This window comes from Antarcticibacterium arcticum (assembly GCF_007993795.1).
Taxonomy (GTDB): domain Bacteria; phylum Bacteroidota; class Bacteroidia; order Flavobacteriales; family Flavobacteriaceae; genus Gillisia; species Gillisia arctica.
On sequence record NZ_CP042476.1, the window covers coordinates 231115 to 249267 of the forward strand.

The 18153-nt window shown below is 39.1% G+C and carries 12 protein-coding genes; 4 read left to right on the forward strand and 8 right to left on the reverse strand.

What is annotated here, in order from left to right:
- The first annotated feature begins 53 nt into the window (after positions 1-53).
- The 3 genes from FK178_RS01060 to FK178_RS01070 all read left to right on the forward strand — a co-directional run bounded on the left by FK178_RS01060 (position 54) and on the right by FK178_RS01070 (position 7205).
- A complete protein-coding gene (locus tag FK178_RS01060; protein WP_146830155.1) occupies positions 54-1622 on the forward strand; it encodes a sensor histidine kinase in 1569 nt (522 codons plus the stop codon).
- Between the two features lie 5 nt (positions 1623-1627).
- On the forward strand, positions 1628-2350 hold the full coding sequence (locus FK178_RS01065) for a response regulator transcription factor (protein WP_146830157.1): 723 nt from the start codon (positions 1628-1630) through the stop codon (positions 2348-2350).
- Positions 2351-2561: 211 nt separating this feature from the next.
- Complete coding sequence (locus tag FK178_RS01070; RefSeq protein WP_146830159.1) at positions 2562-7205, forward strand: HYR domain-containing protein; 4644 nt, start codon at positions 2562-2564, stop codon at positions 7203-7205.
- Here the strand turns inward: FK178_RS01070 and miaA are convergent.
- The 7 genes from miaA to FK178_RS01105 all read right to left on the reverse strand — a co-directional run bounded on the left by miaA (position 7198) and on the right by FK178_RS01105 (position 14722).
- On the reverse strand, positions 7198-8124 hold the full coding sequence (miaA, locus tag FK178_RS01075; protein WP_146830161.1) for a tRNA (adenosine(37)-N6)-dimethylallyltransferase MiaA: 927 nt from the start codon (positions 8122-8124) through the stop codon (positions 7198-7200). The two genes, FK178_RS01070 and miaA, sit on opposite strands and share 8 nt — an antisense overlap.
- The gene (locus FK178_RS01080) at positions 8117-8944 is read right to left on the reverse strand and encodes an ion transporter (protein WP_240793869.1); all 828 of its coding nucleotides are present in this window, start codon (positions 8942-8944) and stop codon (positions 8117-8119) included. The genes miaA and FK178_RS01080 overlap by 8 nt, the downstream gene beginning before the upstream one ends.
- A 207-nt stretch (positions 8945-9151) precedes the next feature.
- The gene (locus FK178_RS01085; protein WP_146837359.1) at positions 9152-10525 is read right to left on the reverse strand and encodes an exonuclease domain-containing protein; all 1374 of its coding nucleotides are present in this window, start codon (positions 10523-10525) and stop codon (positions 9152-9154) included.
- A 105-nt stretch (positions 10526-10630) separates the two neighbouring features.
- Positions 10631-11290 carry a YggS family pyridoxal phosphate-dependent enzyme gene (locus tag FK178_RS01090; RefSeq protein ID WP_146830163.1) on the reverse strand — a complete coding sequence of 220 codons (660 nt, stop codon included), beginning with the start codon at positions 11288-11290 and terminating at the stop codon, positions 10631-10633.
- A gap of 77 nt (positions 11291-11367) precedes the next feature.
- The gene (locus FK178_RS01095; RefSeq protein ID WP_146830165.1) at positions 11368-12603 is read right to left on the reverse strand and encodes a DUF1015 domain-containing protein; all 1236 of its coding nucleotides are present in this window, start codon (positions 12601-12603) and stop codon (positions 11368-11370) included.
- Between the two features lie 205 nt (positions 12604-12808).
- Entirely contained in the window at positions 12809-13705 is an 897-nt protein-coding gene (locus FK178_RS01100; protein WP_146830167.1) for a 3-hydroxyacyl-CoA dehydrogenase family protein, read from the reverse strand.
- Between the two features lie 45 nt (positions 13706-13750).
- A complete protein-coding gene (locus FK178_RS01105; protein WP_146830169.1) occupies positions 13751-14722 on the reverse strand; it encodes a Gfo/Idh/MocA family protein in 972 nt (323 codons plus the stop codon).
- Between the two features lie 284 nt (positions 14723-15006).
- Between FK178_RS01105 and FK178_RS01110 the strand changes: the two genes are divergently transcribed.
- A complete protein-coding gene (locus FK178_RS01110) occupies positions 15007-15651 on the forward strand; it encodes a protein-L-isoaspartate(D-aspartate) O-methyltransferase (protein WP_146830171.1) in 645 nt (214 codons plus the stop codon).
- Positions 15652-15660: 9 nt separating this feature from the next.
- Here FK178_RS01110 and FK178_RS01115 read toward each other — a convergent pair whose 3' ends face one another.
- Positions 15661-18144: a DUF5686 and carboxypeptidase regulatory-like domain-containing protein gene (locus tag FK178_RS01115; protein ID WP_146830173.1), complete on the reverse strand. Its 2484-nt coding sequence runs from the start codon at positions 18142-18144 to the stop codon at positions 15661-15663.
- Positions 18145-18153: the final 9 nt, after the last annotated feature.

The following is an 18153-nucleotide window of genomic DNA, read 5'->3' on the forward strand; positions in this document are numbered from 1 at the left end:
AACGTTTGGTTAAAGGGATTATCCTCTAAATGTTAAAATCTTACTTTTGAAGCATGAATAAAAAATTATTCCTCTTTCTCGTGGTACTTATGAGTTTATCGCTTATAGGAATAATTTTCGTTCAGGGATATTGGATAAAAACCACGGTAGATGATAAGGAGGAGCAATTTTCTTATAATGCCAAACAGGTATTAATAAATGTTTCCAAGGAGCTCCAAAATGAAGAACTTGAAAATTTCTGGTTTGAATTCAACAGGGGAGATAGTGCGACCGTAGCTTTAAATGAAGTATCAATGTTACGGCATTTTCAAATGGAAAGCAACCGGTTTGGAAGTACTACAGATGTCATGTCTGAAGGAATTGTGGAGGAGGATTATAAGGTGTCATCAGATTTTTTGGTTTCAGCACGTGACAGTACAGAGTTTGTACAGGCATTGAATAAGAGTATTAACAGTCTTTTTAAAAAGGAGGACGCGAAGGGGAATGAACTTTCTACAGAAGCAAAGCTGGGGCAGTTAATGGGGATGAGCGAAATGCAGAGAAATTTACTGCGCTCCTATATTTCTGAATTTACTTCTAAGATACCGATTCACCGGAGGATCTCAGAAAAGAAGATTGAAACTATACTTGCACGCGAACTGAAAAATTACAATCTGGAAACAGATTTTGAATATGCGGTATACAGCAATTCTCTGGGCACTAAAGTGCATTCAGATAATTTTAAGGCAGATCATCCTGCCACGTATTCTGTACCGTTATTTGTAAATGCTCTTGGACAGAGCAATTATCAATTGGCGGTGAATTTTACAGGAAAGAAAAAGGTTGTACTGTCCGCAGTTACCCTAATGGCGGCCTTGTCTATTATTTTTACTCTTATTATAGTTATTGCGTATTCCAGCGCCTTGTCACAATTAATAAAACAGCGCCAGATCTCGCAGATAAAAACAGATTTTATAAATAATATGACACACGAGTTCAAAACTCCTATCGCCACTATTAATCTGGCTCTTGATGCTATCAAGAACCCCAAGATCATCAATGATCAGGAAAAGGTTAACCGGTATTTGCAAATGATAAGGGATGAGAATAAGAGAATGAATGCACAGGTTGAAAATGTACTTCAAATTTCCAAGCTGGAAAAGAATGAGCTGGATCTTAAAAAGGAACGCCTGCATTTACATGATCTGGTCGAGGAAGCGATCAATCACGTTCAATTAATAGTAGAAGATCGCAACGGATATATAAAAACACATTTTGGAGCCTTAAAATCCTCGGTGCTGGCAAATGAAGATCATTTGACCAATGTTGTGATCAACATACTGGATAATGCCGTAAAATATTCCCCCGAAGAGCCCCGTATTGATATTTTCACAGAGAATGTGAGGAATTATATTGTGATGAAGGTGAGGGACCAGGGATCTGGAATGAGCAGGACAGTACAAAAAAAGATATTTGAAAAGTTCTACCGTGAACACACGGGAGACATACATAATGTGAAAGGTCATGGTTTAGGCCTGGCTTACACAAAACGAATCCTGGACGATCATCACGGTACCATTACGGTAGAAAGTGAAAAAGGAAAGGGAAGTATATTTATAATTAAATTACCATTAATAACGTAGAAAATATGGAAACTGAAAGCAAGAAAATTTTACTGGTTGAGGACGATCCCAATTTTGGAACGGTCTTAAAAGATTATTTGGCAATGAATGACTATGAGGTTACTCACGCCAAGAATGGAATGGAAGGATTTGAAAAGTTTAAAAAAGACGATTTTGATCTTTGTATTCTTGATGTAATGATGCCTTATAAAGACGGGTTTACCCTGGCAAAGGAGATTCGCGACAAGAATGAGGAAGTTCCAATTATTTTCTTAACCGCAAAAGCGATGAAAGAAGATGTGTTGAAAGGTTACAAGGTTGGGGCAGATGATTACCTGAACAAGCCTTTTGACAGCGAAGTGTTACTTATGAAAATAAAGGCTATTATGCAGCGAAAAGCTACAGATAGTGTGGCAGACAGTAAACAATTCGAATTCCAGATAGGTGGATTCCATCTTAACTCAAAGTTGAGGTTCCTTACCTATAATAATGAAGAACCAACCAAACTTTCTCCAAAGGAAAATGAGTTATTGCGCCTTCTTGCGTTGCACGAGAATGATCTTATGCCACGGGAACTTGCATTAACCAAAATCTGGAGAGATGACAATTACTTTACCTCCCGAAGTATGGATGTTTACATAGCAAAATTGCGTAAATATCTTAAGAAGGATGAGAATGTTGAAATATTGAACATTCATGGTGAAGGATTCAGGCTGGTAGTGAAGAATAAAGAAACTACAGAAGCTTAGATTAAGCGATAAAATATTCAGTTTCTACAAGTAGAGCTGTATAAAGATAAATAGAGGAGAAGACTGCGGTTGTCAAATAAAATTGGTGATCTGCCGTTATATAAACTACTCATTTTTAATCTTTATACAGCTCTTTTGCGTTTAAACGTTAACAAAACTGCAACCCTGTTTCTCTTGAAACTACACTATATTTACCGCTTAAACTTTTTAAATGAGCGGTAGCCCTACCGAAAAAACATATATGTCATCTCTCTCCCCGAATTTTATTGGACAGGGAAACTTATGGTTTATTCTGGGGGTACTTTTCTTTTTTATGGGGGTGACGCAGGTGAGGGGGCAGGATCCGACATATGCTCATGTGGAGGAGCGACAAATGGAAAATATTAATGTAACATTTGCTGATGCATTAAATATTGAACAAAAAGTTAATAGAGTAATAATTTCTGTTGATGTAAATCCTCAAGGGGAAGTTTTCGTTTTAACTTTTGGCAATGGTATTAAAAAAGTAGGATCTTCAGGTCAATTAATTGATTTTATACCAAATAGTGGCGGTAGGTTAAATTCTCCAATGGATTTTGCAATTAATAGTGAAGGAAAATTTTATGTGGCAGTTAACTCAGGTAGTAATAAATCTATTCGTGTATTCTCTGCCACGGGTGTCTTCTTAGCATCTGAAAATATTGGAACAGGTGCATTTGGAACAGGACCTAATTATTTTAAGGGTCCAGTGGGAGTAGCATTTGATGTGCACGACAATCTTTTTATAGCCGATCATTATACAGGTAGCGAAACGAATGTTCCCCAACCGAGTAGGGTAAAGATATATACTAAGGGTCCTACCGGAAGCTATGTTAACAGACTACTCACAGAATTTCACCAGGTAGAAGGTGAGGAGTTATTTTTTGCTTATAGAATTGCGGCGGATAGTCAGGGATATATATATGTAGCAGAGCAAGGTAATTCTACTGGAAACGCAAGGATTCAGGTAATTAAACTCGATAATAATAATATTCCTAAAAGAATTGCAATTATAGGTGGAGTAGGAGACCAAATTGGATCACCAGGAAGTCTTTATATTGATAGATATGATTATTTACATGCTGCAGATTTTGGAAATGAGGTAAGCATGACTAGTATATTGGAGGCAGGTAATGACCCCTTTAAATTATTTGAGATTTTTGAACCAGTTAAAAGAGGAATTCAAAATAATGTGTTCAAAATAAATATTTATAAAGATTTTGAGTACACCGGTGCAATTTCCGAAGAGATTGATTTTCCAATCGATTTTGCATTGAATTCTTGTGATAAACTTTTTGTTAATAATGCGATTTTAAGCGGTACCACGGGATCACCTCCATTTTATTTTGGACTCAATGCAACCATGGATTTTGATCTTGAAATCTATAAAAGAACACCTTCTTTTGATACCGAAGAGCCCGAAATAACAAATTGTTCTCCGGATATTACAGTTCCAGCTCCCGCAGGTCAAACTTTTGCCATAGTTCAATTTGATACACCCACAGCAGGTGACAATTGTTCAACAGTTACAGTGACCCAAACTTTAGGTTTAGCTTCCAACAGTCAGTTTCCCATAGGAATACATAACATTCAATTTACTGCAACCGATGAAGCTGGAAATTCATCAGATTGTACTTTTACTATTACCGTAACCGGAGAAGTTCCGCCAGCACCAACAGTTTTTGAAAATTGCCCAGGTAATATATCGGTATCAACTACCCAGGGGATCTGTGGCGCATCCGTCACCTTTTCTACTCCAAATGCATATGATGGTAATGGACCTGTACAAGTAGTGTTAACTTCTGAAATTGGATCAGGAGAGATATTTCCTGTAGGTGAGAGTACCGTTATTTTTGAAGCTACCGGTGAAGATGGCATTGCTGTAAAATGTAGTTTTAAGGTCACAGTAATTGATAATATAAAACCAACTATTTCCTGTCCCCCAAACACTTCCGTAAATGCAGATTCCAACGGAAACTTCACTTTGCCCAATTATACAGGAAGTGCAACTGCCTCAGATAACTGCGGTGTGGTAAGTGTTACTCAATTGCCCTTACCAGGAACCAACATAAATGAAGACACAGAGATCAATCTTACAGCTACAGATGAGGCTGGAAATAAAAGTATATGCACTTTCACTGTTTCATTAACCCAACAGCCTGCTCCAAAGGCAGAATGTCTTAATATAACCATAGACCTTGATAATACAGGTAAAGCTGTAATTACACCAGGCCAGATCTATGATGGTGATGCTGTTCAGGATGGAGTAACTTTGACCTTAAATAAAGAAAATTTCACCTGTGAAGATTTGGGAGCAAATCAGGTGATTTTAACCGTTACAGGAAGTAATGGAGTTTCTTCCAGTTGTACAGCTACAGTAACGGTAAGAGATAACACTCCTCCTACGGTTCAATGCCCTGCTTCAAATTATATAATACAATACGAAGGCGAAAAAGAGGTTGTAATCCCCAATTTTTCAGCCCAATTTAACCCTTCAGATAATTGTACTCAAGATCTGATAATTACGCAAGATCCACAACCGGGAACAATAGTGACCCAGGATACCTGGATAAGATTCACCGTGGAAGATGAAGCCGGAGCACAGAGCGGATGTGCTTTTTGGGTAATCCTGGAGGACAGCAGACAACTGAATATAACCTGTCCTGAAGATAAAATTTATACAGCAGAAGCAAATTGCGGAACCACAATGCCCGATTTTAGAGGGGAGGTAACCGTTAATATACCACCAGCCCGTATCACTCAGCACCCGGAACCCGGTTTTCCAATTAATGGGTCAACAAATGTTACTTTCACTGCAGTTTATGAGGATCAAAGAGTTTCCTGTACTATTAAGTATACAATGCAAGATACTACATTCCCTGTTTTTGATTGTGTTGCAGACCAAACTGAAACAGTTGAAGATGGAGAAGGCTTCTCACTACCCAATTATATTTTACAATTAGACGCTTCAGATAATTGCTGGATTGCTAGTTTTAAGCAGGTGCCTGATGTAGGAACCGTGGTATTTAACGATACTGAGATAACCCTCTCCGCGACAGATGATGCGGGAAATACCACTGAATGTTCTTTTACTTTAACTATTGAGGAGGAATCTAATCCAGATCCACCTACATTCGATTGTTTGATAGGAGAAATTATATTACCACCTAATGAGAATTGTGAATTCATAGTAGGAAACTATGAAGTGGAAGGGGTTTCCAATTTTCGAAATTTCACGAATGAATCTGTATTTCAGAATATTGCACCCGGAACCGAAATTTTAGAGGACATCTTAATTATTCTTGATGTGCGGGATGAAGGAATAAGCGTAGGAACCTGTGAATTTTGGATACGGGTTGAGGAGGTTAGTCCTCCTGTCATAACCTGCCCCGGCACCCAAACAGAATTTTACAACCCGGAAGAAGGATTTGTACTGCCCGATTACCGTAACCTGGCAGAAGTCACAGGGGATTGCGGAATTGCGGGAATAACCCAAACCCCATCCCCGGGAACTATCATAAATGTAAATACGCAGGTGCAACTGATTGTAACCAGTAATGCTAATCTTGTTTCCCAATGTGAATTTATGGTAAACCTAAGTGAGGAGGAGGTTTTGGAAATTAGCTGTATTGAAGATCAGGAAGAGGAAATAAATGAGAATTGTGAACTGGTGGTTCCCGATTATACTTCCTTGGCAAGTGTCAATTTTGAAAATGCTACGGTTACTCAATCTCCCGTACCCGGAACCGCGGTGAGTGGAAATACGACTATCAGGTTAACGGCTACCTTAAACGGAGAGACAGATGAATGTTCGTTTTTGCTAACTACCAAGGATTCAACTCCGCCGGTGGCTGTTTGTGTCACAGATTTTGAGCTACAGCTTAATGAGAATGGTACGGCATCGATAAACGCAGCAGACTTCGGGGCACAGTCTACAGATAATTGCGAAATCGTGAGCATGAGCCTTGATAAAACAATTTTTACAACTGCTGATATAGGTGAAAATACAGTAATCCTTACGGTAACCGATGCCTCAGGTTATACAGATACCTGCCAGGCCCTGGTGAATGTTTTGCCTTATGAGGGAACTACAAACCCCAATTTCACTTGCCGTACCGAAGTTACCTTGTCTTTGGATTCGACAGGAAATGCGATTCTGGAAGCTTCAAACCTTTATACCGGAGATGCGGCTGATAAAATTTTCACCCTGAGCAAAGCTAATTTTAACTGCTCTAATCTTGGAAATAATGAGGTGACTCTTTCCTGGACAGGTAGTGATGGCCCCGGTTCCTGTGTAATAAAAGTTGTGGTTAAAGATGAAATACCTCCCGTAGTGCGAACCAGGAATATTTCAATGTTCCTTAGCCAAACCGGGCAAGTACAACTAAGTGCGTTCCTTTTTGATGCCGGATTTTCAGATAATTGCGGACCAGTGACTTTTAGTATCGACAAGACCTCTCTTAGCTGTAAAGATTTAGGGGATAATACTATTACCCTTACAGTGACCGATGCCAGCGGCAATGTTTCAACAGGAACCGCAATAGTAAGCCTTACCGGTAATTGTGAGGAACCTGGGGAGCCGGGCGAGGACAGGTATGAATACATCTATATTTATCCTAACCCAACCACGGGACCCATTACTTTCTGGACACCCGCCAATACAAAAATTGAAAAGGTGGAGGTGTATGACCAACGGGGCCGGTTTATAATGATGCAACTTTTTCCCGAATCTGTTTTAAGATATCAAATGGATCTTAGCGGGCTGCAGCAGGCGGTGTATATACTGCATCTTTTTACCAGCGACGGGAACAAAATAATCCGGGTAATAATCAAATAGAAGAACTATCCTTCTTCACCTCATTTTCTATAAATGAAATTATTTCAGAAGCAGGGGTAGTGTAGTCAAACCAATGTATATCTTCCTCTTTTCTAAACCAGGTAAGCTGTCTTTTGGCAAATCTTCGGGTGTTTTTTTTGATCTCTTCCACCGCCTCTTCCAGAGTTGTTTTTCCTTCAAAATGCTCAAATAATTCCTTATAACCCACAGTGTTTAGTGCGTTGAGATCTTTTTGAGCAAATAGTCCCAGGGCTTCCTGCAATAAGCCCTCTTTCAACATTTGATCAACACGTTGGTTAATGCGGTCATAGATCACTTCCCGGGGTGCACTTAATCCAATTTTAAGGGCTTTAAAATTTCTTGAAGATTTCCCCTGTTGTAGAAAGGTAGAATATGGTTTTCCGGTACCCAGACAAATTTCGAGTGCACGTATTACCCGGTGTGGATTATTAATGTCAATCTTTTCAAAGGTTTCGGGATCAAGATTTTTCAACTGCTCCTGTAATGGTATAAGTCCCGTTTGCTGGACTTTATCATTCAGCGCAGCGCGAATGGCAGAATCAACTTCCGGAAAGCTATCAAGGCCTTCCAACACACTTTTTACATAAAGTCCGCTGCCGCCAACCATTATAAGCAGCCGGTATGTTTGGAAAAGTTCCTCAATCTTTTCAAGAGCATCCCTTTCAAAATCCCCCACAGAGTAATTTTCCTGAATAGATCTATGCTGAATAAAATGATGCCGGGCGGCCGATAGTTCTTCGGCTGAAGGTGCCGCGGTACCAATATGCATTTCCCTGAAAAACTGCCGGGAATCTGCAGAAAGTATTTCACTATTAAAAGCCCGGGCCAGTTGTATGCTTAACGACGTTTTTCCAATTCCGGTAGGCCCTACAATACTTATAAGGTAAGGTTTATTCATTTAATTTACTTCCGCAGTTATGGCAAAACTCAGCCTTATCCAAATGTTTGGTTTCATTGCAATGTGGGCAAACCTGGGTGTTTGTAGGAATAGTGGGTTGTTTAAAATATTTAGTGTATTCAGCACTTACAATTCCCGTAGGTACGGCAATAATTCCATAACCTGTTACCATGATAATAGAGGCAATAAACCTTCCCAAAGGGGTTATTGGGTGAATATCCCCAAATCCTACAGTGGTAAGGGTGACAATGGCCCAATATATACCAAGGGGAATGTTATCAAAACCACCTGCTTCTCCTTCAACCAGGTACATTAATGTACCCATGATGATGCATATTATAATAACTGTATATAAGAAGATAAGGATCTTTGCCCTGCTGTTACGAAGTGCCAGAAGAAGCCTGTTGGATTCTCCAATATAGCGTGTAATCTTAAGGATCCTGAAAACCCTTAAAAGTCTTAAGGCCCTGATTGCAAACAACATATTATGGCCCCCTGCTATTATAGAAACATAGGTGGGAATTGTGGATAGAAAATCCACTATGCCATAAAAACTGAAGATGTATTTTTTCGGTTTATTAATGGCAATGATCCTCAAGATGTATTCTATTGTGAAAAAAAAGGTGATCACCCATTCTGCAATATAGAATTGCCAGTAATACCGTTGATTAAGGGAGTCAATACTTTCCAGCATTACCAGGGCAATACTTAGTACAATAACTAAAAGTAGAATTACATCAAATAGTTTACCCATGGGGGTATCTGCTTCATAGATTATTTCGTGAAGCTTAACTTTCCATTTGGGGGTTCCTTTTTTCAAAAACGAAAATTATTGGGATAAAGTTAAATAATTTCCCGGATAACTTGGAAAGATTGTAGGTGAACCATGCTCAATCCCTTCAAAAAAACAGTACGGGACTCTATGATCGCAATTTATTGGAAAAATTCTTTATCGAATGCCGAATTCAACCATCGGTACTTCTACCCTTAAAAATAAATTATTCTTGCTGTATTGCCAGAAATAAATTTAATTATAAGTGGAAAACTGAATGATCTTTAATTTCTTGTTCCTTCGTAAATAACTCTGGATAATATGCCTGGCATCATGATCATTTTTCATTGGGGTAATAATAGACCGAACGATTTCGATATTGTTGACCTGGTGGTTTAAATTAAAATAACCTATTCCCTTAAATTCTCCTTCTTCTACTAAGAGGGCACTTTTTTCACCAATTTCGCGCCCGCGGTCAATAACAAGCATATTTTGATCGCTTAAGCTGTAATTTGAGATCATTTCCAGTACCCGTTCATTATACGCCTCTACAGTTTCTACTTCTACACAGGCTCCATTACAGGTCTTTATTGAGTAGCTCAGGCAAGTTTCATCTCCGCTATGCAAACTTGTAAAACGCTGGCAGAGTTGATAGGTTTCTATAATTTGTTGCAGGACTGTGTTGGCCTGCTGCAGTCCGCTGAATGTAGTGATATTTTCCCTGCGCCTGTCAGCCCTACCTATTTTAAGGTTAATATACCCATCCTCATCTTTGAAGTGGTACAGGGCGTAATTAAAAATAGGTTTTGAAGAATATTTGTTGAATTTAGGCTTATTGTGCTTAATTTCTTCATTTTCTTTCAGGAGCGCTATAAGTTCATTTCCAGTGGCCTCAAAACTTACTGAAGCTACTTCTTTTTGTACTTGTTTTGATCTATGATGATCTGTGGTGAAATGTTGATTTACTCTTTTTCTTATGTTCTTGCTCTTGCCAATGTAAATGATCTCTCCCTCCTCATTATGTAGATAATAAACCCCGGTAATAGAAGGAAGGTCTTCCAGGATGCGCACCAGTTTGGTATCCAGTTGTAGGGTGGGTTCTGTACGCACATGCTCTTTCAGGATATTTTTTTCTACATCCTTTACCAGTAACATTTTAAACAATTGGATTGTTGCCAGCGCATCGCCGGTTGCCCGGTGGCGGTCACTTAATGGGATTCCCAGGGCCCTTACAAGTTTACCCAGGCTATAGGATAATTGTCCCGGTATTAATTTTTGTGAAAGTTCTACAGTGCAAAGTGTTTTACGGTCAAATTCATACCCAAGCCTGCGAAATTCCAGACGCAAAATTCTATGATCAAACTTGGCGTTATGTGCAACCACAATGCAGCCATCGGTTATTTCCACAATGCGCTTGGCTACCTCGTAAAATTTTGGGGCACTGCGCAGCATATCGTTATTTATTCCTGTAAGTCCTATTACAAAGGGCTGTATAGGTTGTTCAGGGTTTATAAGGCTAATGAATTGATCTACAACTTTGTGACCGTCAAATTTATAGATGGCAATTTCTGTGATCCCCTCTTCATTATATTTTCCACCGGTAGTTTCTATATCTAAAATTGCATACATAAGCCTACCGTTCCCCCTTACCTGGGATAATATTATAATGTTCAAATTGTATTTTTTAATCTCTTTCATCTTCCTTAAAAATTTTACGCGCAGTGCGAAACCATTTTAATGAGTATTTCTTTCTCCAAATATGGAACTTCCAATCCTCACCATATTACTGCCGCAATTTATTGCTGTCTTGTAATCTGAGCTCATTCCCATGGAGAGTATTTTCAATTCCGGATACTTTTTTTGAAGTGTATCAAAATTTGTTTTCAAATACTCAAACTCATTTTTAACCTGGACCATATCATTGGTAAAAGTTGCCATTCCCATAAGGCCCGTTACTTTTACATTGGTAAATTTTGAATAGGTTTCAGAATGCAGGATCTCTCTGGCCTCTTCAACACTTATTCCAAATTTGGAATCCTCTTCGGCAATCTTTATTTGCAACAGGCAATCGATACTGCGGTTATTTTTTATTGCTTCTTTATTAATTTCTTTTAATAGCTTCAGGCTGTCTACGGCGTGGATCAAACTCACAAATGGTGCCATATATTTAACCTTATTGGTTTGTACATGGCCTACCATGTGCCATTGAATATCTTTGGGCAGTGCTTCCCATTTTTCAGTCATTTCCTGGATCTTATTTTCACCAAAGATCCTTTGACCCGCATTATATGCTTCAAGAATATCGCTTACAGGCTTTGTTTTGGAGATTGCAACCAGAGTAATATCGGGACCTAACTCTTCTTTATAACTTGTAATTATTTCTGAAATATTCATTTGGTAAATTTAAGGAAAACTGATTGAAATGGAGACAATTAAATGCATATCAATTCTTTAGGAAAAAATTACACTTATTAAAATTCGTAGATAGTTAACCCGCTCCTTAATTTGGGTTCAATATAAGTGGATTTTGGAGGCATGGTGAGACCTTCATCTGCCACCTGCTTGATCTCATCTACAGTAATGGGAAGCATACCAAAGCCTACGGCAAATTTTCCTTGGTCTACAAGGGTTTTTATCTCTATGAGGTCATTTTTGCTGTGAACATAAGCTATACGGCTGTCGTGGCGAAGATCCTCAATACCCAGAACAGGCTTCAGGATCTTTTCATACAATATGAAGGTATCCAGGCTGCTTAAAGAATCAGTGAACTCATAATTTGTCCTTCGCAGGTACAGGGAGTAGAATTCCCCATCCAGGTACATATTGAAATGATGTTTCTTTGAAGGATAATAAACCTCCAGCCCGCGGTTTTCTATTCGAAACCATTCATCCAGCTGCACCAAAAATTCTTCTTTGCTAAGGCCGTTAAGATCTTTTACCAGCCTGCTGAATTCATGTATTTGCAATTCACTCTCGGGGATCAAAAAGCTCATGAAAAAATTATAAGGCTCCTCCCCGGTGTGGTTTGGATTTGCAGCTTTAGATTCTTTTGCAAGTAAATAAGAGGAAGCGCACCGGTGGTGTCCATCTGCAATATAGACCTGCGGCATCGCTGCAAATTCTGCTTTGATCTTTTCAATTATTTCCGGGGAGTCAATTTTCCAGAGATAATGCAATTCTTTATTATAGGTGGAAAACTCATATTCAGGGCGTTTCTGCACTTCGCTGGTAATAATATCATCTATCACCTTAGAATCGGGATAGGTGAGTAGCACCGGCTCTGTATTAAATCCTACAACCTTCAGGTAATCTTTAAATAGATTTTCCCGCAGCGAAATGGTATCCTCATGCCTTTTAATATGGTTCTGTTCGTAATCTTCAACACTGGTGGCAGCAATGATCCCACAAAAAGTATTATTTCGGGCAATAATTTTATAGATGTAATAACACGGAGTTTCATCTTTAATAAAAATGTGGTCCTCCTTAAATTCAAGAAAACGGTTTTTTACCAGATGAAATCTTTTTTCTCCTGTGGTGGTGTGTTGAAATTTATAGCCCGGGTTTATTATGTGCAAAAACGAAAAAGGATTATACTCCAGTTGGGCGGTAAGTTCACCCGCTGTATAATCTTCATATGGCCTGGATGCCACAAGACCGGCCTTATCCCGGGTGGGCCTTACCGCTTTAAATGGAATTATCTTTGTCAAATTTTATTTATAGTTAAAGCGTTAAAAAGCTAAAAAGTCAATGGTGATAATTTTTTTAATGGAAAGAGTAGAGTGGATCATGGAAAAGAGGATATTAGAAAAGGGAAGCATGTTTTCCAGATTTTATTATGGCAGCTTCCAAGCTCTTCACATCTTTATAATCCTAACTCCTAACTCCTAACTCCTAACTCCTAACACTTAACCCCTAAGCCTTTTTAGAAAATTGTTTAGAGACATTTTCTGCTTTTCTGTTCTCTGAATAATCATAGAATCCTTCACCCGATTTTACACCAAGTTTCCCTGCCATTACCATATTGGTAAGCAATGGGGAAGGGGCATATTTCGGATTTTTAAAACCATTGTACATTACTTCCAGGATAGAATGGCAAACATCCAGCCCAATAAAATCTGCCAACTGCAAAGGGCCCATTGGATGAGCCATTCCCAGCTTCATAACCGTATCTATTTCGTAAACCCCTGCAACGCCGTTGTAAAGGGTTTCAATAGCTTCATTTATCATGGGCATAAGGATCCTGTTGGCAACAAATCCAGGATAATCATTCACTTCTACCGAAACTTTATCCAGTTTTTTGGATAGGTCCATTATGGTTTTTGTAACCTTATCTGAAGTATTATATCCCCTTATAATTTCAACCAGTTTCATTACAGGTACCGGATTCATAAAATGCATTCCTATAACCCGCTCCGGATTTGAAACTTCAGCAGCTATTTGAGTAATAGAAATGGAGGAGGTGTTCGTGGCAAGGATTGTTGTTTCGGAACAGGTAGCATCCAGTTGCTTGAAGATCTGTAATTTCAGTTTTACATTCTCCGTAGCAGCTTCTACCACAAGCCCCACATTTTTTACTCCTGAAGGAATATCTATGTGCGTTGTTATATTATTTAAAGTCTCTTTTTTGTCGGCCTCGGTGATCTTTTCCTTTGCTACCATCCGGTCCAGGTTTTTGGAGATGGTATCCATTCCCCTCTGCAGGCTTTCTTTGGAAATATCAATAAGGTTCACTTTATACCCAAATTGGGCAAAAGTATGGGCAATCCCGTTGCCCATGGTTCCTGCTCCTATAATTGCAATTTTTTTCATGTGATTTATATTATCTGTTCCCGCTTTAAGTAGCAGGGAAATTTTTTACTTATTCGTTTTAAAACTTTCTATGATCTGGTTGGCCACTTTAAGTGCAATAGCCCCCTGCTCCAGGCTTACCGTTGGAGTAGTGTTATTTTCAATGGCAAAAGCAAAAGATTCCAACTCATCCAGGATCGCGTTATTGGCGTCGACTTTTGGGTTGTCAAAATATATCTGCTTTTTTACTCCTTCGGCATTCTGTAGGATCATTGCAAAATCATCCGGATCCTTAGGTGCATCCTTCATTTTTACAACCTCACATTTTTTTTCCAGAAAATCTACAGAGATATAGGCATCCTTTTGAAAAAACCTTGCTTTCCGCATATTTTTCAGGGAGATCCTGCTCGCGGTTAAATTGGCCACACAACCATTTTCAAATTCTATACGCGCATTGGCAATATCCGGCGTTTCGCTTATTACAGATACTCCGCTGGCATTAATGTTTTTCACCTTGCTGTTTACAACACTTAAGATCACGTCAATATCATGGATCATAAGGTCAAGTACCACCGGCACATCCGTTCCCCTTGGATTAAATTCGGCAAGGCGATGGGCTTCAATGAACATTGGGAATTCTATTTTATCGGCTACCGCGGTAAAGGCTGGATTAAAACGTTCAACGTGGCCCACCTGGCCTTTTACCTTATGCTTTTTAGCCAGGCTTATGAGCTCTTCGGCTTCGGCATAAGTGGTAGTTATGGGTTTTTCAATAAAAAGATGCCGGCCGGCAGCAATAGCGCTTTTACCTATTTCAAAATGTGAGAACGTTGGGGTAACTACATCAATCATATCCACAGCCTGGATTAGATCATTGGCGCTAGAAAACCTTTTGTATCCAAATTCCTTTTCCACATTGGCGGCTACTTCCTCATTCCCGTCATAAAATCCTACAAGTTCATATTTAGAGGACTGTTGGAGAAGTTTTAAATGGATCTTTCCAAGATGTCCGGCACCAATTACACCAGCTTTCAGCATATTTATTGTGTTTTCAACAAAAATAGCATTTATTGAGTAAAGGTCAAGATGATTTTGGGGGTTAATAAACTATTTTGAGAAGAAATCTTTAATAGGAAAGGGAAATAAAGATTTTAAAATAACCTGAAAAATAAAGCCGTAAAACTTCCAATGATAAATATGAAAAAATAGATTATCAGGCTCTTAACGGGAAGCGGGTAAAGTATTTTAAATTTTAATTAACAGTTCGCTTGAAGCCTTTCATTTGTTTCATTAATTTTATAGGCTCAAAGAAAATTTTCAAAGTGCTACGGGATACATTTAAACATAAAGGTAAAAGATTACAATTAGCTGCTATAGTTGAAGGCAAAGGGGTGAAAGATAAGAAAGTGCTGGAAGCCATAAAAACTATACCCCGGCACTTGTTTATGGACAGTAGTTTTGAAGATCACGCATACCAGGATAAGGCCTTTCCCATTGCTGCAGATCAAACAATCTCCCAACCTTATACCGTTGCCTATCAAACCGAACTGCTTGAAATAAAAAAAGGGGATTCTGTCCTGGAAATAGGTACCGGCAGCGGCTACCAAACCGCTGTGCTTTGTGAACTTGGGGCCAAAGTTTACAGTATTGAACGCCAGCAGGAGCTATTTAAAAAAACAAAGATCTTCCTTTCTAAACTTGGATACAGGCCTAAATTCTTAAGTTTTGGAGATGGGTATAAAGGCCTGCCCCAATATGCCCCATTTGATAAGATCATAGTAACCGCGGGAGCTCCTTTTGTTCCCAAGGCACTTCTTGCACAGCTTAAAGTAGGCGGCCGGCTGGTAATTCCGGTGGGAGAAAATGTACAGGTTATGACCCTGTATGTGCGTACCTCTGAAAAAGGTTTCGATAAAAAAGAGTTTGGAGATTTCCGGTTTGTTCCATTGCTGGAGGACAAAAACTAATAGTAGAGGTTAATCCAGCAATCCAAGAAATTTAAGACCGAAAATGAAGGCTCCCTGCCTGTTCCCTTCAAATTCTGAAACCACATAATCCAGGCGCAGGAGACGGTATTTTCCAAATCCCAGGTTATCTATTCCTACAGAATATTCAGAATATGGCTTATTGTTTTCCGTAGAAAGAAAATGAGCGCCCAGTACAAGATTATAATTAAGCCTGTTTATTCCCGGAACCTTTCCCAGGATCCAGCCCTTAAAATCATGTTCAAAATGCCCTTCCCCATAACTGCCATTCGTGCTTAAAGCATAATAAGGCAGCAGGTTGAACTTGTCCATATAATTCCCATTCCCAATGCGGGTTTGATTGCCATTAAAATGTTGATAATCTAAATAAGCGATATTTTCTCCATTTAGAAAAGCGCCGCCTTTTAAGTTATAACTAAAAGTGCCTTTATTGGCGAGGCTTATATCCTGCCTAAGGGTCGCAGTGAATTTGTCATAATTGTAATCTTGCACATTGCCTCCAAAACCTTTTTCATATCCCAGATAAACTGTAGGATATTTATTGTTTGGCATATTATATTTCCCATCGGGATAACTCATATAGTTTTGCGCAAAATTTATCCTGCTACTTAGGTTTAGTTTAAAAATTCTGTGCTCTTCAAACGGAATTGATCCAAAATTTTGAGGTTGCAGCGGGTTATTTGAAGTGTACTCAACTCCATCTCTGTCTCTCCAGTACTGGGTCGAGGTGTTAAAGAGTCCATTTCGCTGCTGGTAGCTTAAATTTGAAAAGAGTGTAAACCCATTGAACAATTCCTGTTGATATCCCAGTTCTGCAAATTTCCTCTCATACAATTTCAGATAATTACGCTCAAAATATAAACTGGTAATACTGTTTATTCTTTCTGAAATGGGGATCCTGTTATTTATTTGAGCGGTTTCAACTCCTCCCGAAAGGGTAAGGATGGGCCGTGAGTAATTGTTGAATTTTTTCTGAAAAAGGGCTTTGTATCGCAACCTTTCATCACTAAATCCATAATTTACACCTCCCGAAATTCTCCAGTATTTACTGAAATTCTCATCCAGATTTTGCCTGAAGTTTAGATTCAAAGATGTATTCCAGCCTTGTACTGTGTTGAAATTGGTGCCGAACAACGGGGAGGAAATACTAAAATTATTCTTTTCGTATGAATTGCTGTAACTGTAGCCAAAAATGAGATTGGAAATATTGAATTTATTCCGCACGCGGTCTACCGAATCCAGATAGGTTTTTGAATTTCTTAAAACCTGTATGCTGTCCTTTTTTATGTAATCAAAAAGTTCTTCTGATGTCAGGGGAACCGGGCGTACCGTTTGCCAGTAAAGGGAATCCTTTTTATTCGCCGCCTCGGCAAAGGACATTACTTCGCGGCTAAAGGTTGTGTTATCAATACCGGGTTTAAAATCGTGGTTGCTGTAAACAGCCGTAAACCTTCCGTCACCCGAGATCCCGAACATAGCAAAGCTGAAATCTACCGTTTGAGAGATCTTGATCCAGAAATCATTCGCTGGAGAATACTTGAAATTCTGGGTAAAAGTAAGTGTTTCAATAGGTTCGAATTGTATAGCTTTCCCGGTAACATTGAGCGCTACCCCATAAATTTGCCAGGAATTTTCCACGATATAAATGCTGCCGTAAAAAACCCTGTCTTGTGGCCTTTTTGGGGTCACCGTGATCTTATTTATCAACTGGCCGGAATCATCATAAAAAACACCTTCAAGTTTGTAATTGTAGTAATTAAAGGCATAATCGGCAATAGGGGAAACAATTTTTGCATTTATTTCTACGGTATTCTCATAAAAGGAAAATTCAGATTCCCGGGCAGAGTTTAAACTAAAGCCATTGCCATTACCGCTCACTTTAGAAGCCAGGATCTTTTCCTTAAAATCATCTGGCGCCCTATAAGTGATCTCAGAGATGGTCTCGCTTAAATAAACAATGCCGCTACGGGTAGAATCCAGGCCGCCTCCCAGGTCACCAATATCCTGCCCCAGGATCTTTTCTGGTGCATTTTTTATACGCCATAATCCGCGGGAATAATAGTCAGCTGTGTAACGTTCAATTTTTGCAAGATTTTGTTTCCTGTTATCTATTGCCAGGCGTATGATCTTATTGGCCGGATTCTCATTTGAATTTATAGTAACAGCATCGAGATTTGTTGTGGTGGGCGTAAGCCTGACATTTTCAACAACCGGAAAATTTTCAATGCGTACCTCTTTACGGTGGGTTTCATACCCCAGGTATTGAAAAATAAGTAGATGTATGCCGGTGGAAGAAAGTTTTAAGGAATAATCCCCATCTTCGTTTGTGGTAGTTCCGGACCTTCCATCGCCGGTATAAATATTTACATAAGGAAGAGGTTGGCCCTCCAGGTCTGTCACCTTTCCCGTCACCTGGGAAAATGTAAGATTGATAAAAAATAGAAAAAGGAGAAGGAACTGAAGTTTTCCAATCATAAATGCCGG